Below are 16,438 nucleotides of genomic sequence, written 5' to 3' on the forward strand. Positions count from 1 at the left end.
GAACGGCCCAGGGCCGCGAGACAGACACCTTGTCCGGGTGGCGGAATGGCAGACGCGCTAGCTTGAGGTGCTAGTGCCCTTTATCGGGCGTGGGGGTTCAAGTCCCCCCTCGGACACCAGTGAGATCCCCACGGTACTGCCGTGGGGATCTTCGTTTTTCCGGCGCCTCGGAGCGCGGCCGGTGGGACCGTGTCGCGGGCGAGGGGTGGGCATACAGTCTCGTCGGTGAGACGCAGACAAAGGGCTCCCCGGTCGCCGCTCCCCCAGCGCGACGGCATCGACCCGGTGCGGTTGCGGCTGCCCGCCGATCCGGACGGGCTGTGGGCGACCGTACGGGACCATCTCGTGGAGCGGTACGCGAACGCCATCGGTGCCGAGCAGGTCGACGCCATGCTCGACGAGGGCCGTATCGTCTCGGCGGACGGGCCGGTCACGGCCGACGAGCCGTACGAGGCCGGGCGGTACCTGTTCTTCCACCGGGACTTCGCCGCCGAGGAGCGGGTGCCCTTCGAGGTGGGCGTCGTGCACCGCGACGAACGCCTCGTGATCGCCGACAAGCCGCATTTCCTCGCCACCGTCCCGCGCGGCAGCCACATCACCGAGACGGCGCTGGCCCGGCTGCGCCGCGATCTGGGCCTGCCGGAGCTCCAGCCCGCACACCGGCTGGACCGGCTCACGGCGGGGCTGGTGCTGTTCGTCGTACGGCCCGCGGACCGGGGCGCCTACCAGACGCTGTTCCGGGACCGGCGGGTGCGCAAAGAGTACGAGGCGATCGCACCGTACGACCCGGGGGTCGACCTGCCCCGTACCGTACGCAGCCGGATCGAGAAGGAGCGCGGGGTGATCGCCGCCCGGGAGGTGCCGGGTGAGCCGAACAGCGAGAGCCGGATCGAGCTGGTGGAGGCGCGCGGCGCGTTGGGCCGCTACCGGCTGCTGCCGGCCACCGGCCGAACGCATCAGCTGCGGGTGCACATGAACTCCCTGGGGCTGCCGATCCTGAACGACCCGGTCTATCCGGTGGTACGGGAACCCGGCCCCGAGGACTACGGACGGCCCCTGCAACTGCTCGCGCGCTCGCTGGAGTTCACCGATCCGGTGACGGATGGGGCGTGCCGTTTCGAGAGCCGGCTGCGGCTCGGGGCGTGGTGATCCTCGGCGCACTGCCCGCGGCGACGCGGCGGCTGTCACGGCGGCGCGCCGCGATGGCTCGAACGGTGGGGCGATCATGCCGTTCAGGAGGGGCATTTCGGCCAGAGGACACGGACAGGGCAACTGCCGAGGACGGGACCGAGTCCTCACGGGTGCAGGAGAGGTTCCGGGCAGGAAGAGCTGTACGGGGGAGAGAGAACCTTGACCGAGATCATCGACCGCACACCTGTGGAGAGCGCGGAGACCGCGGAGACGGCCGCGCGCCGCCCGGGGCGACCCGGCGGACTGACGCCGTACGCCGATCCGCTGACGATCCCGCCGGTGCTCCGGCCGGACGTGGCCGACGTCCGCCAGGAGATCGAGATCGCGCTGCGGCCCACCTGGGTGCGGATGCACTCGCAGCTGCCGCCGACGCTGATGTGGGGGTACGACGGCAGCGTCCCGGGCCCGACCGTCGAGGTGCGGCGCGGGCAGCGGATCCGGGTCGCCTGGACCAACCGCATTCCGCCGGGCAGCGAGTACCCGGTCACCGCGGTGGAGGTCGGGCCGGTGCCGGCCGGGCAGCCGCTGCCGCACAACCGGCCGGGGCGCGAGGGCGTGAAGCCGGACGAGAACGTCGCGGCGCTGCCGGCCTGGTCGGTCACGCACCTGCACGGCGCGCAGACCGGCGGCGGGAACGACGGCTGGGCGGACAACGCGGTCGCCTACGGGGACGCGCAACTGTCCGAGTACCCGAACGACCACCATGCGGTGCAGTGGTGGTACCACGACCACGCCATGAACATCACCCGGTGGAACGTGTACGCGGGTCTGGTGGGCACGTATCTCGTCCGTGACGACGAGGAGGACGCGCTGGGGCTTCCGTCGGGGGCGCGTGAGGTGCCGCTGATCCTCGCCGACCGCAATCTCGACACGGACGAGGACGGGCGGCTGAACGGCCGGCTGCTGCACAAGACGTCCGTGCTGATCCCGAGCCATCCGGAGACGGGCAAGCCGGTGTCGCTGCCGTTCTTCGGGCCGTACTCCACGGTCAACGGGACGATCTGGCCGCACTTCGACGTGGACGACGCCTGGTACCGCTTCCGGCTGGTGAACGCGTCCAACGCCCGGATCTACAACCTGGTCCTGGTGGACGAGGACGACCGTCCGGTTCCCGGTGTGGTGCGGCAGATCGGCAGCGACGGCGGGCTGCTGCCGCGTCCGGTGCCGGTGGACTTCACGGACGGGCTGCCGCTGACCGTCGCCCCGGCCGAGCGGTTCGACCTGCTGATCGACTTCCGTGCGCTGGCCGGGCGCCGGGTGCGGCTGGTGAACAAGGGGCGCAACGCGCCGGCGGGCGTGCCGGACCTGGCCGACAGCGTGCCCTATCCGCAGGTGATGGAGTTCCGGGTGCGTGAGACGTGCGAGCCGGACCCGTTCGTACTGCCGCCGGTGCTGTCCGGGTCGTTCCGCGCGTACAACCACGACCTGGTCGACCACGGCCACCGGCTGATCGTGCTGACACCGCCGCAGACGGTGGGCGGGGGCGGTCATCCGGAGATCTGGGAGATGACCGAGGTGAAGGATGACGCCGGCGTCCAGGCGCCGGCGGAGGGCGTGATCCGGCTCCAGGGCCACGACGGCCGGATGCGGACCTACCGGCGAACGTCCCGCACCTTCAACGACGGGCTCGGTTTCACGATCGGCGAGGGCTCGTACGAGCAGTGGTCGTTCCTCAACCTGGGGGCGCCGGCGCATCCGATGCACATCCATCTCGCGGACTTCCAGGTGATGAGCCGGGAGGCGTACCGGGTGGACGGCTTCGACCCGAAGCTCGGCGGGACGCGCGCGCCGGTCGTGCCCGACCCCGACCGCAAGCTGTCGGTGCCGGCGAACGAGCGGGGCTGGAAGGACGTCTTCCTGGTCACACAGGCCGAGCTGGTGAAGGTGATGGGCCGCTTCGACGGTGCGCACGGGCGGTTCATGTACCACTGCCACCTGTTGGAGCACGAGGACATGGGGATGATGCGGCCGTTCGTGGTCATGCCCAGGGAAGTGCTGAAGTTCGACCACGGCGGGGGGCACGGCGGCCACCACGGCTGAGGCAGGCCGGACACGGCGAAGGCCGGGCTCCGCGGGATGTCCCGCGAGGCCCGGCCTTCACTGCGATCAGGCGCGGACGTCCTGGCGCTCGGCCTCGATGCGACCGACCCGCTTGCGGACGACGTACCAGCCGCCGACCAGCGCGGCCGCGATGAGCGGCAGGCAGTTGACGGTGGTGCGGCCGATTCCGCCGTCCATCCACATCAGGACGAGGACGGAGGCGAGGAAGAACAGCGTGACGAGCTGGGTGTAGGGGGCCCAGGGCAGCTGGTACCCGGGGCGGGTGACCCGGCCGTCCTTGGAGCGGTGCCAGAACAGCAGCGAACAGACCATGATCATGGCCCAGGTGCCGATGATGCCGATGGAGGCGAAGTTCAGCACGAGCTCGAATGCCTCGCCCGGCATGACGTAGTTCAGGAAGACGCCGAGCACGCCGAAGGCGGCGGTGAGCAGGATGCCGCCGTAGGGCACGCCGCCCCTGTTCATCACCCCGGTGAACTTGGGCGCGGAGCCGGACATCGACATGGAGCGCAGGATGCGGCCGGTCGAGTAGAGGCCGGAGTTCAGGCTGGACAGGGCCGCGGTGAGAACGACGAGGTTCATGACGCCGGCCGCGCCGGGGATGCCGAGCTTGTCGAAGACGGTGACGAAGGGGCTCTGGTCGCCGGAGTAGGCGGTGTACGGCAGCAGCAGGGCGAGCAGCACGACCGAGCCGACGTAGAAGAGGCCGACGCGCCACATGATCGAGTTGATCGCCTTCGGCATGATCTTCTCGGGGTTCTCGGTCTCGCCCGCGGCGACGCCGCACAGCTCGACGGAGGCGTAGGCGAAGACGACGCCCTGGATCAGCAGCAGCATGGGCATGACGCCGCTCGGGAAGATGCCGCCGTTGTCGGTGATGGTCGAGAGGCCCGGGGTGTGGCCGCCGATGTCGTGCGAGGTCACGACGAGGAAGATGCCGACAAGCATGAACAGGACGAGCGCGGCGACCTTGATGATCGCGAACCAGAACTCCATCTCGCCGAAGTACTTCACCGAGATGAGGTTGGCGGTCAGGACGACGGCCAGGGCGATCAGCGCGAGGACCCACTGCGGGATGTCGCTGAACATGGCCCAGAAGTGGGCGTAGGTCGCGGCGGCGGTGATGTCGGCGATCGCGGTGGTCGACCAGTTGAGGAAGTACAGCCAGCCGGCCGTGTAGGCGCCCTTCTCGCCCATGAACTCACGGGCGTAGGAGACGAAGGCACCGGAGGAGGGGCGGTAGAGCACCAGCTCGCCGAGCGCACGGACAACGAAGAAGGCGAAGACACCGCAGACGGCGTACGCGATGAACAGGGACGGCCCCGCGTTGGCCATCCGGCCACCGGCGCCGAGGAAGAGCCCCGTACCGATGGCGCCGCCGATGGCGATCATGTTGATGTGACGTGACTTGAGGTCCTTGCGGTACCCGGCGTCACCGGCGTCTGTGTGGGGGGCGCCCGTCGCGGCGGCGACAGGCGTATCGGCCGCAGCCATGGTGCGGTCACTCATTGAGGTGTTCGCCTTCGTGAGGGGGTGTGCGGTACCCGGCCTTGTGCGCCGGCGGCTCTGTGCGGTGTGCCGCGGCACGGCATGGGTGCCCAGAGAGCCTCACGGCTCATACTCAGGGCAACCCTGGGATTTTGGCAGTGGCCAACCTCACTCAGAAATAGATCTGAGGTATTTCAGAGGTTTCGCCAATGTGAAGCAAGGATGCCATGCATCTCAGGGTGCGAGGACATCCAGCTCTTCCAGGGCCCCGGCAGCGATCTCCCGGGTGAGCCTCTCCGCGCGGGCGCCGTCGCCTTCGCGAACGGCTTCGGCGAGCTGCACATGGAGCGTCACGGCCGCCGGATCGGGGTCGTCGAACATCACGTGGTGGTGTGTCCGGCCGGCGAGGACCTCGGCGACGACATCGCCGAGCCGGGCGAACATCTCGTTGCCCGAGGCATTGAGCACGATCCGGTGGAAAGCGATGTCGTGCTCCAGGTAGCCCTCCAGCTGCTGGCCCCGGGAGGTGGCGACCATGCCGATGGCCTCCCGGGTGAGGGCGGCGCACTGCTCCGGGGTGGCGTTCACCGCGGCGAGGGAGGCCGCGACCGGCTCGATCGCGGAGCGCAGCACGGTCAGGGAGCGCAGCTGGCGCGGACGGTCGGAGCCCGCGAGGCGCCAGCGGATGACCCGCGGGTCGTAGACGTTCCACTCCTCGGTGGGCCGGACGGTCACGCCGACACGGCGCCGTGACTCCACGAGGTGCATGGACTCCAGGACCCGGACCACTTCGCGGACGACGGTGCGGGAGACGTCGAAGCGCTGGGCGACCTCGTCGGTGCGCAGGACGCTGCCCGCGGGGTAGTCGCCCGCGGTGATCGCCAGGCCGAGGGTGTCGAGCACATGCGTGTGAAGCCCTCGGCCTTCTGTGGTCATGGGCAAAGCCTACGGTCCCGGCCTGGGCGGGCGTCGGGTGGATCCGGGAACAAAAAGTATGACGTTTATGTCTCAGCCTCTTGAATACGTCGTACCTAATGGGTTTCAGTAGCGCGACGGACCGATGTCGGATGTCGACGAAGACAGCGAGGCACGTAATGAGCACCCCTCACGTCGTTGTGGTGATGGGCGTGGCAGGCACAGGGAAGACCACGATCGGTCCCCTGCTCGCCGCCACCCTGGGCGTCCCGTACGCCGAGGGCGACGACTTCCATCCCCCGGCCAACATCGCCAAGATGTCGGCCGGCATCCCGCTGGACGACGACGACCGCCGGCCGTGGCTGGACGCCATCGGCGCCTGGGCCCATGACCGGGCGGGCCACGGCGGGGTGGTCTCCAGCTCGGCGCTCAAGCGCATGTACCGCGACCGGCTGCGGGCCGCGGCGCCCGGGATCGTCTTCCTCCATCTGACCGGCGACCGCGCGCTCATCGAGCGGCGCATGACGGAGCGCAAGGGGCACTTCATGCCGACCGCGCTGCTCGACTCGCAGTTCGCCACCCTGCAGCCGCTGGGCGACGACGAGGCGGGGGTCGCCGTCGACGTGTCCGGAAGCCCCGAGGAGATCACCGAGCGGGCCGTCGCCGCGCTGCGCCGGCTCGGTTCCTGACCCACCCCTGTCCCCCGCGTTTCCCCCTACCCCCGTCCCCCTTCCCTTTCCGTGACAAGGAATCACCGTGACCAGTCTCAGCGTCGAGATGCTGGCAGCGGACACCGTCGAGCCGATCACCTCGGCGGGTAACGCTCAGCTGGGTATCGCCGTTCTGGCGGGTATCGCCGTCATCGTCCTGCTCATCACCAGGTTCAAGCTGCATGCGTTCCTGGCCCTGACCATCGGTTCGCTCGCGCTCGGCGCGTTCGCCGGGGCACCGCTCGAGGCGGCCATCGCCTCCTTCAGCACCGGCCTCGGCAACACCGTCGCCGGCGTCGGCGTCCTCATCGCACTGGGCGCGATCCTCGGCAAACTGCTCGCCGACTCGGGCGGCGCCGACCAGATCGTCGACACGATCCTGGCCAAGGCGGGCGGGCGCGCGATGCCCTGGGCGATGGTGCTGATCGCCTCGATCATCGGGCTCCCGCTGTTCTTCGAGGTCGGCATCGTCCTGCTGATCCCGGTCGTGCTGATGGTGGCCAAGCGCGGCAACTACTCGCTGATGCGGATCGGTATCCCGGCCCTCGCCGGTCTGTCCGTCATGCATGGCCTGATCCCGCCGCACCCCGGCCCGCTGGTCGCGATCGACGCCATCGGTGCGAACCTGGGCGTCACCCTCGCCCTCGGCCTGGTCGTCGCCGTACCGACGGTGATCGTCGCGGGTCCGGTGTTCTCGAAGGTCGCGGCCCGCTGGGTGGACATCCCCGCGCCCGAGAAGATGATTCCTCAGCGCGCGTCCGACGACCTGGACAAGCGGCCCAGCTTCGCCGCCACCGTCTCCACCGTGCTACTGCCGGTCGTCCTGATGATGGCCAAGGCGCTCGTCGACATCATCGTGGACGACCCCGAGAACGGCCTCCAGCGCGTCACGGATGTCATCGGCTCGCCGCTGATCGCCCTGCTCGCCGCGGTACTGGTCGGCATCTTCACCCTGGGCCGGGCCGCCGGGTTCACCAAGGAGCGGATCGGCTCGACCGTCGAGAAGTCGCTCGCCCCGATCGCGGGCGTCCTGCTGATCGTCGGCGCGGGCGGCGGCTTCAAGCAGACGCTGATCGACATCGGCGTCGGCCAGATGATCCTGGACTTCTCGAAGGACTGGGCCATACCGACCCTGCTGCTCGCCTGGCTGATCGCGGTGGCGATCCGGCTGGCGACCGGTTCGGCGACGGTGGCGACCATCTCGGCGGCCGGGCTGGTCGCGCCGCTCGCGGCCGACATGTCGACGTCGCACGCGGCGCTGCTGGTCCTGGCGATCGGTGCCGGTTCGCTGTTCTTCAGCCACGTCAACGACGCCGGTTTCTGGCTCGTGAAGGAGTACTTCGGCATGAACGTCGGCCAGACAATCAAGACCTGGTCGGTGATGGAGACCATCATCTCGGTCGTCGGCATCGTCTTCGTGCTGCTGCTGTCACTCGTCCTGTAGCCACTCTGAGTGGTGGTCACGGGCCCACTGGCGCTCGACCGACCCGGTGCGCATGCCACGGCGTGCCTCCGGGTCGGCGAGCGCCATTCCGATGTGTCCGGCCAGCACGATCCCGACGGCCAGTGACAGCCAGTCGTGCACGAACGTCGCGCTGGTGCGCCACACCAGCGGGGTGAGGTCCGTGAACCACATCAGCAGGCCGGTGCCGAGCATGACCAGGGCCGCGCCCGCGATCCAGGCTGCGTAGATCTTCTGCCCGGCGTTGAACTTCCCTGCCGGGCGGGACGGGAGCCGGTGGTCGCGGCGGCGTACGGCGCGCAGCCAGGTGCGGTCGTGCGGGGCGAAGCGGTTGAGCCGGCGCAGGTCCGCGCGGAAGGCGCGGGAGGCGAGGCCGAGCAGGAACGGCAGCGGCAGCAGGACGCCCGACCACTGGTGAACGGTGACCACGAGGTGGCGGCGGCCGACGAGTTCGGCGATCTGCGGTACGTACAGGGCGGCGGCGGTCGCGACACAGGTGAGCATCAGCGCGGCGGTGGTGCGGTGCACCCAGCGCTCGGGCCGGCTGAACCGGCGTACGCGGGCGGGCGGTTCAGCCGGTGGGGGTGTCGCTGCGGCCGTTGGACCGGCCGACCCAGGCGTCGACGTCATAGCCGCGCTCCTCCCAGTAGCCGGGCCGTACACGGGAGGTGACGGTGATCCCGGAGAGCCATTTCGCCGACTTGTAGAAGTACATCGGGGCGACGTACAGCCGGGCCGGGCCGCCGTGGGCGTGGCTGAGCGGCTTGTCCTGCATGCGCAGGGCGACCAGGACGTCGTCACGGCGGGCCTGCCGGAGCGTGAGACTCTCGCTGTACGTGCCGTCGAAGCAGGTGAACCGGACGGCCCTGCCCTCGGGGCGCACCCCGGCCGCGTCCAGCAGCAGCGAGAGCGGTACGCCTTCGAACGGGGTGTCCGGCACGCGCCAGCCGGTCACGCACTGCACGTCGCGCACGATGCGGGTCTGCGGGAGGGCACGCAGGGCGGCGAGGGTGTAGGTGCCGGGGCGGTCGACGAGGCCGTCGACGGTGAGGCGGTAGTCGGTCGCGTTGCGGTGCGGGACGGAGGAGGCGACGGAGTAGTAGCGGAAGCCGCCGCCGTTGGGCAGCAGCCCGGTGAGGCCGGTCGGGTCCTTGTCGGCGGCGGAGCCGAGGAACGCTTCGAGCCCGCGCTGGAGTTGGGGAGCGGCGGCGACCGTCGCGGCTCCGACGCCGAGCATGCCGAGGACCAGGCGCCGGCCGAGGGGCGTGCCGGCCGTCCCGTCGTCGCGCTCGGGGGGCCCGGTGTACTCGGCGGGCCCGGTGCGCTCGGCGGGCCCGGTGCGCTCGGCGGGCTCGGTGCGCTCGGCGGGCCCGGTGCGCTCGGTGCGCTCGGTGCCCTCCGGGCCACCGTCGTGTGTGCTCACTCTTCGATTCGAGCACGTGACCGGCGGCGGGGCCAGGGAGCCGGGTGGTACGTCAGATTTCCGTCACACTTCCCCGGCGGACGGAGCGTGGGGTCGTCGCCTGCCGGAGCCGCCCGGAGCAGCAACTTCCGTTTCCCCTCTCCGACCTCTCGTGTACATGCCACCGCCTCTGCTACGTTCCGGTCTGCCTCCCCCCACCACGGATCGGGCAATGCCCTGGCGAGACCGCGCGCCCCACCCGGGCAAGCCCGGCTCACCGGGGCAGAGCTCCTCTCGACAGGAGTTCGCGTGGACGTTTCCCTTCCACGGTCCCGCAGGCGCACTGTGATCGCCTGCGCACTGGTCGCCGCTGCGGCGGGCGGGCTGCTGCCCCTCGCCACAGCCCCTTCCGCCGGAGCTGCGGAAGAATTCCGGCCCCAGCTCGTGACGGTGGACACCCCCACCAGAGCGGCCAGAAACGAACTGGCCGCCCTCGGCCTCGATCTGACCGAGCACGCGGGGCACGGCTACACCGAGGTCGTCCTGCACAACCTGGGCGACGCCCTCGCGCTCACAGGGGCCGGCTTCACCTGGAAGGTCCGCATACCGGACCTCGTCCAGCGGGAGTCGGAGATCAACGCGGCCAACCGCGCCTACGCGGCAGCGACCGCCACCTCGCCCCTGCCCTCGGGCCGCGACAGCTACCGCAGCCTGAGCGACTACAACGCCGATCTCGACCGGCTCGCCGCCGCACGCCCGGACCTCGTCAAGAAGGTCACGCTCCCGCACAGGAGCCTGGAGGGCAAACCCGTGCACGGCGTGGAGATCTCGGAGGACGTCCATGCCGCGCAGGACGGCCGGCCGGTCTTCCTGATGATGGGCCTGCACCACGCCCGTGAGTGGCCCTCGGGCGAGCACACCGTCGAGTTCGCCCACGACCTCGTCAAGAACCACGGCAGCGACCCGCGCATCACCGCGCTGCTGAAGAAGGCCCGCGTGCTGATCGTGCCCGTCGTCAACGTCGACGGCTTCGAGAAGTCCTTCAACGACGGGCAGTTGATCGATCTGCGCCCCGTCGACGAGGGCGGCACCGGATCGATCCTCGCCACACCGGGGAACGCGTACAAGCGCAAGAACTGCCGGATCGTCGACGGCCTCACCCCGCTGGCCGGCGAGTGCGGCCTCGCGAGCAGCCCCGGCGGCTTCGGCGCGGGGGTCGACCTCAACCGCAACTACGGCGGGTTCTGGGGCGGTCCGGGCGCGGCGGCCGAGCCCGTCCAGGCCACCTACCGGGGCGCGGCGCCGTTCTCGGAGCCCGAGACGCAGAACATCCGGGAGCTGATCAGCACCCGGCAGGTGACCGGCCTGATCACCAACCACACATTCTCGAACCTGGTGCTGAGCCCCGGCGGGGTGGCGCCCGACACCCTCCGTCCGGACGGGCAGCCCGTCGGGAACCCGCCCGACGACGCCGCGCTGACGGAACTCGGCGACCGGATGGCGGCCCAGAACGGCTACACGAGCCAGCACAGCTGGGAGCTGTACGACACCACGGGCACCACGGAGGACTGGTCGTACTACGCGACCGGCGGCTACGGCTACACCTTCGAGATCGGCCCCGACGAGTTCCATCCGCCGTTCCCGGAGGTCATCGACGAGTACCTGGGCGCCGGCGAATTCGCCGGAAAGGGCAACCGCGAGGCGTACCTCCTCGCGCTGGAGAGCGCGGTCGACCCCGAGACGCACTCCGTGATCAGCGGCAGGGCCCCCGCGGGCGCGACCCTGCGGCTGAAGAAGACCTTCCCCACGCCGACGTGGTCGGGCAGCATCCAGGACACCCTGGACACCACCATGACCGTCGGCCGGGGCGGCGCCTACACCTGGCACGTGAACCCCTCCACCAGGCCGGTCGTCAAGGCACGCCAGATCGAGGTGATCTCCTCCGAGCCGCTGAAGCGGCAGACCTACACCGGCACGACGGCACCGGCGCAGCGGACGGAACAGGAGTTCACCGTCGACCGGGCCGCCGACGTCCTGGAGGTGACGCTCGACTGGCCCACGCCGGACGATCTCGACCTGTACGTCCTGCGCAGGAACGCCGACGGCAGCCTCACCCAGGTCGGCAGCTCCGCCGGGTCGGTGGGCGAGAAGGAACGCGTCCTGCTCCAGGACCCGCAGCAGGGCACCTATGTGCTGCGGGTGGAGAACTGGGCCTCCGTGACGCCGTCGTGGACCCTGACGGCCTCCCTCTACGACGCCACCGAGCAGCAGACGGGGGGCCTGATCGAGAACTGGACCCTGACCTGCGAGAAGAACGGGCAGGTCCTGGAACGGGTGCCCGTCGTCGTCGACCGGGGCCGGCAGGTCAAGGCCGACCTGAAGACCTGCGCGCAGAAGTGGGGCAAGGGCTGATGCCGCGCAGCTTCCACAGGTCCCGGCTGCTCCGCCGCACGGCCGTCGCCGCCGTGCTCGCGACGGCCGCCGCCCTGCTCCCAGCCACCGCCGCCACCGCGGCGGACGGCTCCGACGTGACGGTCACCTCGGTCGACGGCCGGCAGGTCGTCGACGGAGCCGTGCGCGGCGCCCTCAGCGGCACGGTCGGTGTGGCGGGTACGGCACGCACGGGTGCGCCCGGCACGCCCGCTCCCGCTCCGCTGCACGCCGACGCGGGCGACAGCTCCTTCGTCGCCGCCGGCGAGAAGGCCGTGGTGCTCGGCAGCGCCTACGGCGGCACCGCGCCGTACACCTGGGCCTGGTCCGCCGAGCACGGCACCGTTTCCGGGGCGGACTCGGCGAGCGCGGCCTACGACACCGCCGGGCTCGCCCCGGGCACGTACGAGCTGCGGCTCACCGTCACGGACGCGGCCGGTGCCAGGACGGACGACACGGTCAGGGTCGTCGTGGTCGAGGAGACCGCGGCCACCCTCCTCGACGAGACGAAGTCCGACCCGACGCCCGGCGCGTTCCCCGCCGGCCAGACCGTGGAGTTCCCCTTCGACGTCCCGCCCGGCGTGAGCTCCCTGGACGTCACGCTGTCGTGGGGGACGACGGCCCAGGACTACGACCTGCGCGTCACCGATCCGTCCGGCGAAGTCGTGGCCAGGTCGGAGTCGGGCGAGCACCCGGAGAGGACGTCGGTGGCCGCCCCTGCCGCCGGCACCTGGAAGATCGTCGCCGTCAAGTGGGCCACCGTCACCGACGACGTGACGGCGCGGGTCGTCGCCCACCAGCGCCCCGCCGACCCGCGGCCCAGGGTCGCGGCCGGCGGCCCGTACGCCTTCGAGACCGGCGCGGAGCAGCGGCTCAGCGGCACGGTCACCGGCGGCACGGCTCCCGTCGCCACCGCCTGGGACCTCGATGCGGACGGGCGGTTCGACGACGGGACGGACACCTCCGTCACCCCGGTCCTGCCCGAGGGGCGCCACCTGGTCACCCTGAAGGCGACCGACGCCAGCGGCCTGGAGCGGCGCGAGACGACGTCCGTGCTGGTCGGCAGCGCCGACCGGCTCGCCGCGGGGCCGCCGGTCACGGTGATCGGCATCGCCGACACCGGGATCAATCCGTACCACCTGGAGTTCTCCGCCCGCACCTATCCGGACCCCGATGTCCTCGCGCTGACGAAGGACTTCACCCGGCATCCGTCGGAGTACATCCCGGGCTACCCGGCATCCGCCCCGGCCATCCCCGTGACCCTCGGCAAGGGCTATCTCCCCGAGGAGGACAGGCAGTTGTGGACGGGTGAGCGGGTGCCCGGCGGCACACTGCACTGGATCCCCGGCACGAAGATCATCGGGGCCTACTCGTCCAGCGTGGACGGCGCCCACCCGGTCCTCGACGACCACGGGCACGGCACCGGCTCCGCCTCGGTGTCGGCCGGCAACCGCTACGGCTACTGCCCGACCTGCCTGCTCGTCATGGTGGAGGGCCTCGACGAGACGGTCGCCACGACGTATCCGTGGGTCGACATCACCTCGCACTCCTTCGGCTACATCGGCGGCGCCCCCGTCGGGCCCGTGCTCAGCGGTGAGGAGGTCACCAAGGAGGCGGCCGAACGCGGCCAGACCGTACTGTTCGCCGCCGGCAACGGCGTCGGCAACGCCTTCGACGTGCCCGTCAGCACCTGGCACTCCGACCAGACGGGACCCGACTGGAACATCACCGTCGGCGCACTGCGCCGTGACAACCAGCGGGCCGTCGTCGGCGACGGCATCCCCGTGCACCTGTCGTCGTGGGGCATCGGCAGCCTGCCGTCGGCCTGCCACACCGGGGTGCACTGCCAGGACCAGTTCAGCGGCACCTCGGCGGCCACCCCGTACACGGCGGGCGTCTTCGGCACCACCCTCCAGCGGGTGCGGGACGCCGTCGGCGACCCGCACTCCGGGCAGAAGCGCGGGCAGGTGGTGGCCGAGGGCACCGCCGTCCCCGAGAGCGTGTACCTCCACGACGGCCGGCTCACGCGCGCCGAACTGCGCGAGGCCGTGCTGAAGAACGCCTTCCCGCTCGGGGAGGACGACCTGCCGTCCGCGGGCTGGCCGCTCGCCTCGCCGCACACCGCCGGCAACGTCCTCTTCGAGGGCTACGGCGCCGCGACGCCGGAGACCGCGCGCCGCGCCGCCGACGTGCTGCTCGGCCGGTCCCTGCTGCCCGAGCGCCCGGTCGAGGACGACTTCTTCGCCGCCGACCGGGCCGTCCGGGACAGCATCTGGGGCGGCTACGACCGGGACGGGGACGGCACCGCCGACCCCGCGGCGATGCCCACGGGCCTGACCGCCGGCCTCGACGACGTGGCCACGCTCGACGGCGCGCTCGGCGTGCTGCGCCGCACGCTCGACGCCCGGCACGAGGACCCGGAGCCCCAAGGCGCCTATTCGGCACAGGCGTTCAGCTACTACCTCCACCAGGGTCCGGACTGCTCCGGCGAGCGCACCATGGACCGCACCGACCGCGGCGACGACGCGGACGGCTGCCCGGTGGGCGACACCCTGTCGTCCGCGGCGCCGTACCTGCCGACCGCCGCCCATCCCGCGACCGACACCCTCGGCGAACCGCTCGCCGCCGGATCGCGGGTGCGGGCGGAGCTGTATGTGCGGACCCGTGCGCCGGCCGCCCTGGTCGCCCCGACTGTCGTGCTCCTCGCGACCGACCGGGAGATCGGCCGCGGCACGGCGTCGAGCCGGCCGGTCACCGGCGGCTGGACGCAGTTCACGATCGAGTGGGAGACGGCGCGGCACGCCTTCACGGGCGAGCAGCTGACCGTGCAGCTGCTGTCCGACACGACCGCGCTCGCCGAGGTGGGGTACGAGGACGGCCATGCCTCGAAGGTGACGCTCGACCCCGCCCCGCTGCCGCCCTCGGGACTCGACTTCGGCGCCACGATCCTGTCCCCCGAGGACGGCTCCGAGGCCACCGAGGGGACGACCGTCGTCGCGGGCGGCCGGTACGTGTTCCCGGACCTCGGCTCCGACCCGGAGGGCGTCGGCGGCAGGCCGGAGACGCGGCGGGTCCAGCTCTCGGTCGACGACGAGACCTTCGCCTCGCCCGTCTCCGCGGAGCTCGACGAGGCCACGGGCAGCTGGCGGGCGGAACTCGGCCGGCTCGGCGCCGGCGGGCATGTGCTGTACGCCCGCGCGGTGCGTGACGGCACGCCGTCGCAGGTGGCCGCCTCGGCGTTCCGGGTGGTGCCGGACGCGCGGGTCGAGTGGCAGGTCGTGCCGCGCAACGCGCCCGTGGACCCGGCTGCCTGGCGGCCGGCCGAGGGACGGACCGACTGGTCGTTCCCGCTCGCCACCGCCTCGTACGGCAGCGGTCACCGGACGATCGTGGTCCGCCTCGTCGAGCACGGTACGCAGACCGCCCGGGACACGGTGCGGGCCACCTTCCGCTGACGTCCCCGCGAGGCCGCACCGGGGCACCGGTGCGGCCTCGCGCAGTGCTTGTATGGCTGCCATGACTCCGGCAGACCGTCCCGCAGAAGAGATCCTCGACATCGTCGACGAACAGGACCGCGTCATCGGACAGGCCCCGCGCGGGGAGGCGTACGCGCGGGGCCTGCGGCACCGGTGCGTGTTCGTCCTCGCACGGGACGCGGAAGGGCGCGTCTTCGTGCACCGGCGCACGGCGACCAAGCTCGTCTTCCCCTCGCTGTACGACATGTTCGTCGGCGGTGTCGTCGGCGCGGGCGAGTCGTACGACGACGCCGCGCTGCGCGAGGCCGAGGAGGAGCTCGGGGTGAGCGGACTGCCGCGCCCCGTACCGCTGTTCACGTTCCTGTACGAGGGTGCGGGCGACCCCGCGCAGACCTGGTGGTCGTCCGTCTACGAGGTGCGCTGCACGCTCCCGGTGAATCCGCAGGTCGAGGAGGTCGCCTGGTACGGCTTCCTCACGGACGCCGAGCTGGAGGAGCGGCTTCGCGAGTGGGAGTGGGTGCCGGACGGCCTCGCCGCGTACGAGCGGCTCAGGGCCCACCGGGCGGTGTGAGGCGCGGGTATGGTGCCCGGCGTGAGCGACTTCGTACAGAGCCTGCGGCTGTGGTTCGCGCCCCGGCGGATCCGGGAGGAGGGCGAGACCCCCGACTACCGTTTCTCGCTCGCCAACGAGCGGACGTTCCTGGCGTGGATCCGCACGGCGCTCGCGCTCATCGGCGGCGGCTTCGCCGTCGACCAGTTCCTGCCGGACCTGCGCTGGGGCGTGCGGGCGGGGCTCGCGCTCGCGCTGATCGGGGCGGGCGCGCTGTGCGCCGTGCGCGCCGTGAACCACTGGGTGCGGTGCGAGCGGGCGATGCGCCTGGGCGAGGACCTGCCGGTGTCCCGTTTCCCGGCGCTGCTGGCGCTTGTGGTCGCGATCGTGTCCCTCGCCATGGTGGTGGTCGTGACCTGGGGCGACCTGTGACGGCCCCCGAGCGGGATCCGGGGCTCCAGCCCGAGCGCACCCGCCTGGCGTGGCGGCGGACCACCCTGGCCTGCACCGTGGTGGCGGTGCTCGCCGCCCGGCAGGCCACGGGGGACGCATGGCAGGCGGCCGGGCTGTGCCTGGCCGCGTGGCTGGGCTTCCTGGCGGTGGCGCACCGCCGCATCGCGGCGATGGAGGCGGCCCGGCCGCCGGCGCTGTCGCTGGGTGGCGCCGTCGCGGCGGTGGCGTGCGTTCTGGCGCTGGCGGCGTTCGCCGTGGCGATCGTGACCTGAGGTTCCGCGCGCAGTGGCGGCGGCGCTC

At 71.6% G+C, this 16,438-nt stretch carries 13 protein-coding genes and 1 tRNA gene; 10 read left to right on the top strand and 4 right to left on the bottom strand.

Annotated elements, in window-relative coordinates; genetic code table 11:
* Positions 1 to 31 precede the first annotated feature (31 nt).
* The 3 genes from ACF08N_RS26050 (at position 32) to phsA (ending at position 3,231) form a co-directional block, all read left to right on the top strand.
* Positions 32 to 119: transfer RNA gene (locus ACF08N_RS26050), tRNA-Leu, on the top strand.
* Between the two features lie 106 nt (positions 120 to 225).
* Positions 226 to 1,149, top strand: a complete 924-nt coding sequence (locus tag ACF08N_RS26055; protein ID WP_392327091.1) for a pseudouridine synthase — start codon at positions 226 to 228, stop codon at positions 1,147 to 1,149.
* Between the two features lie 201 nt (positions 1,150 to 1,350).
* Positions 1,351 to 3,231 carry an O-aminophenol oxidase PhsA gene (gene phsA, locus ACF08N_RS26060; RefSeq protein ID WP_392327092.1) on the top strand — a complete coding sequence of 627 codons (1,881 nt, stop codon included), beginning with the start codon at positions 1,351 to 1,353 and terminating at the stop codon, positions 3,229 to 3,231.
* 66 nt (positions 3,232 to 3,297) lie between these two features.
* On the opposite strand, the gene ACF08N_RS26065 is transcribed toward phsA, so the two are convergent.
* Positions 3,298 to 4,761, bottom strand: coding sequence for an amino acid permease (locus ACF08N_RS26065; RefSeq protein WP_392327093.1), 1,464 nt, complete (start codon positions 4,759 to 4,761; stop codon positions 3,298 to 3,300).
* 213 nt (positions 4,762 to 4,974) lie between these two features.
* The gene (locus tag ACF08N_RS26070) at positions 4,975 to 5,676 is read right to left on the bottom strand and encodes a FadR/GntR family transcriptional regulator (RefSeq protein WP_392327094.1); all 702 of its coding nucleotides are present in this window, start codon (positions 5,674 to 5,676) and stop codon (positions 4,975 to 4,977) included.
* A 158-nt stretch (positions 5,677 to 5,834) separates the two neighbouring features.
* On the opposite strand from ACF08N_RS26070, the gene ACF08N_RS26075 reads away from it, so the two are divergent.
* Positions 5,835 to 6,344: a gluconokinase gene (locus ACF08N_RS26075; RefSeq protein ID WP_392327095.1), complete on the top strand. Its 510-nt coding sequence runs from the start codon at positions 5,835 to 5,837 to the stop codon at positions 6,342 to 6,344.
* Positions 6,345 to 6,411: 67 nt separating this feature from the next.
* Positions 6,412 to 7,809, top strand: a complete 1,398-nt coding sequence (locus ACF08N_RS26080) for a GntP family permease (protein WP_392327096.1) — start codon at positions 6,412 to 6,414, stop codon at positions 7,807 to 7,809.
* On the opposite strand, the gene ACF08N_RS26085 is transcribed toward ACF08N_RS26080, so the two are convergent.
* Complete coding sequence (locus ACF08N_RS26085) at positions 7,795 to 8,457, bottom strand: cytochrome b/b6 domain-containing protein (RefSeq protein WP_392327097.1); 663 nt, start codon at positions 8,455 to 8,457, stop codon at positions 7,795 to 7,797. The two genes, ACF08N_RS26080 and ACF08N_RS26085, sit on opposite strands and share 15 nt — an antisense overlap.
* Complete coding sequence (locus ACF08N_RS26090) at positions 8,399 to 9,064, bottom strand: molybdopterin-dependent oxidoreductase (protein WP_392327166.1); 666 nt, start codon at positions 9,062 to 9,064, stop codon at positions 8,399 to 8,401. The genes ACF08N_RS26085 and ACF08N_RS26090 overlap by 59 nt, the downstream gene beginning before the upstream one ends.
* A 474-nt stretch (positions 9,065 to 9,538) precedes the next feature.
* Here ACF08N_RS26090 and ACF08N_RS26095 point away from each other — a divergent pair, with 474 nt between their 5' ends.
* The 5 genes from ACF08N_RS26095 (at position 9,539) to ACF08N_RS26115 (ending at position 16,410) form a co-directional block, all read left to right on the top strand.
* Entirely contained in the window at positions 9,539 to 11,641 is a 2,103-nt protein-coding gene (locus ACF08N_RS26095) for a M14 family metallopeptidase (protein WP_392327098.1), read from the top strand.
* Positions 11,641 to 15,114 carry a S8 family serine peptidase gene (locus ACF08N_RS26100; protein WP_392327099.1) on the top strand — a complete coding sequence of 1,158 codons (3,474 nt, stop codon included), beginning with the start codon at positions 11,641 to 11,643 and terminating at the stop codon, positions 15,112 to 15,114. The genes ACF08N_RS26095 and ACF08N_RS26100 overlap by 1 nt, the downstream gene beginning before the upstream one ends.
* A gap of 61 nt (positions 15,115 to 15,175) precedes the next feature.
* Positions 15,176 to 15,706 carry an NUDIX hydrolase gene (locus ACF08N_RS26105; RefSeq protein WP_392327100.1) on the top strand — a complete coding sequence of 177 codons (531 nt, stop codon included), beginning with the start codon at positions 15,176 to 15,178 and terminating at the stop codon, positions 15,704 to 15,706.
* Between the two features lie 9 nt (positions 15,707 to 15,715).
* Positions 15,716 to 16,117, top strand: coding sequence for a YidH family protein (locus ACF08N_RS26110; RefSeq protein ID WP_392327101.1), 402 nt, complete (start codon positions 15,716 to 15,718; stop codon positions 16,115 to 16,117).
* On the top strand, positions 16,114 to 16,410 hold the full coding sequence (locus ACF08N_RS26115; protein WP_392327102.1) for a DUF202 domain-containing protein: 297 nt from the start codon (positions 16,114 to 16,116) through the stop codon (positions 16,408 to 16,410). The genes ACF08N_RS26110 and ACF08N_RS26115 overlap by 4 nt, the downstream gene beginning before the upstream one ends.
* The last annotated feature ends 28 nt before the right edge of the window (positions 16,411 to 16,438 follow it).

It is taken from the genome of Streptomyces sp. NPDC015127 (assembly GCF_043080095.1).
Taxonomy (GTDB): domain Bacteria; phylum Actinomycetota; class Actinomycetes; order Streptomycetales; family Streptomycetaceae; genus Streptomyces.

What these genes read in the sequence shown, in the direction of transcription:
- ACF08N_RS26065 (WP_392327093.1), bottom strand. Translation starts at nt 4,761, where the DNA reads ATGAGTGACCGCACCATGGCTGCGGCCGATACGCCTGTCGCCGCCGCG.
- ACF08N_RS26070 (WP_392327094.1), bottom strand. Translation starts at nt 5,676, where the DNA reads ATGACCACAGAAGGCCGAGGGCTTCACACGCATGTGCTCGACACCCTC.
- ACF08N_RS26075 (WP_392327095.1), top strand. Translation starts at nt 5,835, where the DNA reads ATGAGCACCCCTCACGTCGTTGTGGTGATGGGCGTGGCAGGCACAGGG.
- ACF08N_RS26085 (WP_392327097.1), bottom strand. Translation starts at nt 8,457, where the DNA reads ATGACGTCGACGCCTGGGTCGGCCGGTCCAACGGCCGCAGCGACACCC.
- ACF08N_RS26090 (WP_392327166.1), bottom strand. Translation starts at nt 9,064, where the DNA reads ATGCTCGGCGTCGGAGCCGCGACGGTCGCCGCCGCTCCCCAACTCCAG.
- ACF08N_RS26100 (WP_392327099.1), top strand. Translation starts at nt 11,641, where the DNA reads ATGCCGCGCAGCTTCCACAGGTCCCGGCTGCTCCGCCGCACGGCCGTC.
- ACF08N_RS26105 (WP_392327100.1), top strand. Translation starts at nt 15,176, where the DNA reads ATGACTCCGGCAGACCGTCCCGCAGAAGAGATCCTCGACATCGTCGAC.
- ACF08N_RS26110 (WP_392327101.1), top strand. Translation starts at nt 15,716, where the DNA reads ATGGTGCCCGGCGTGAGCGACTTCGTACAGAGCCTGCGGCTGTGGTTC.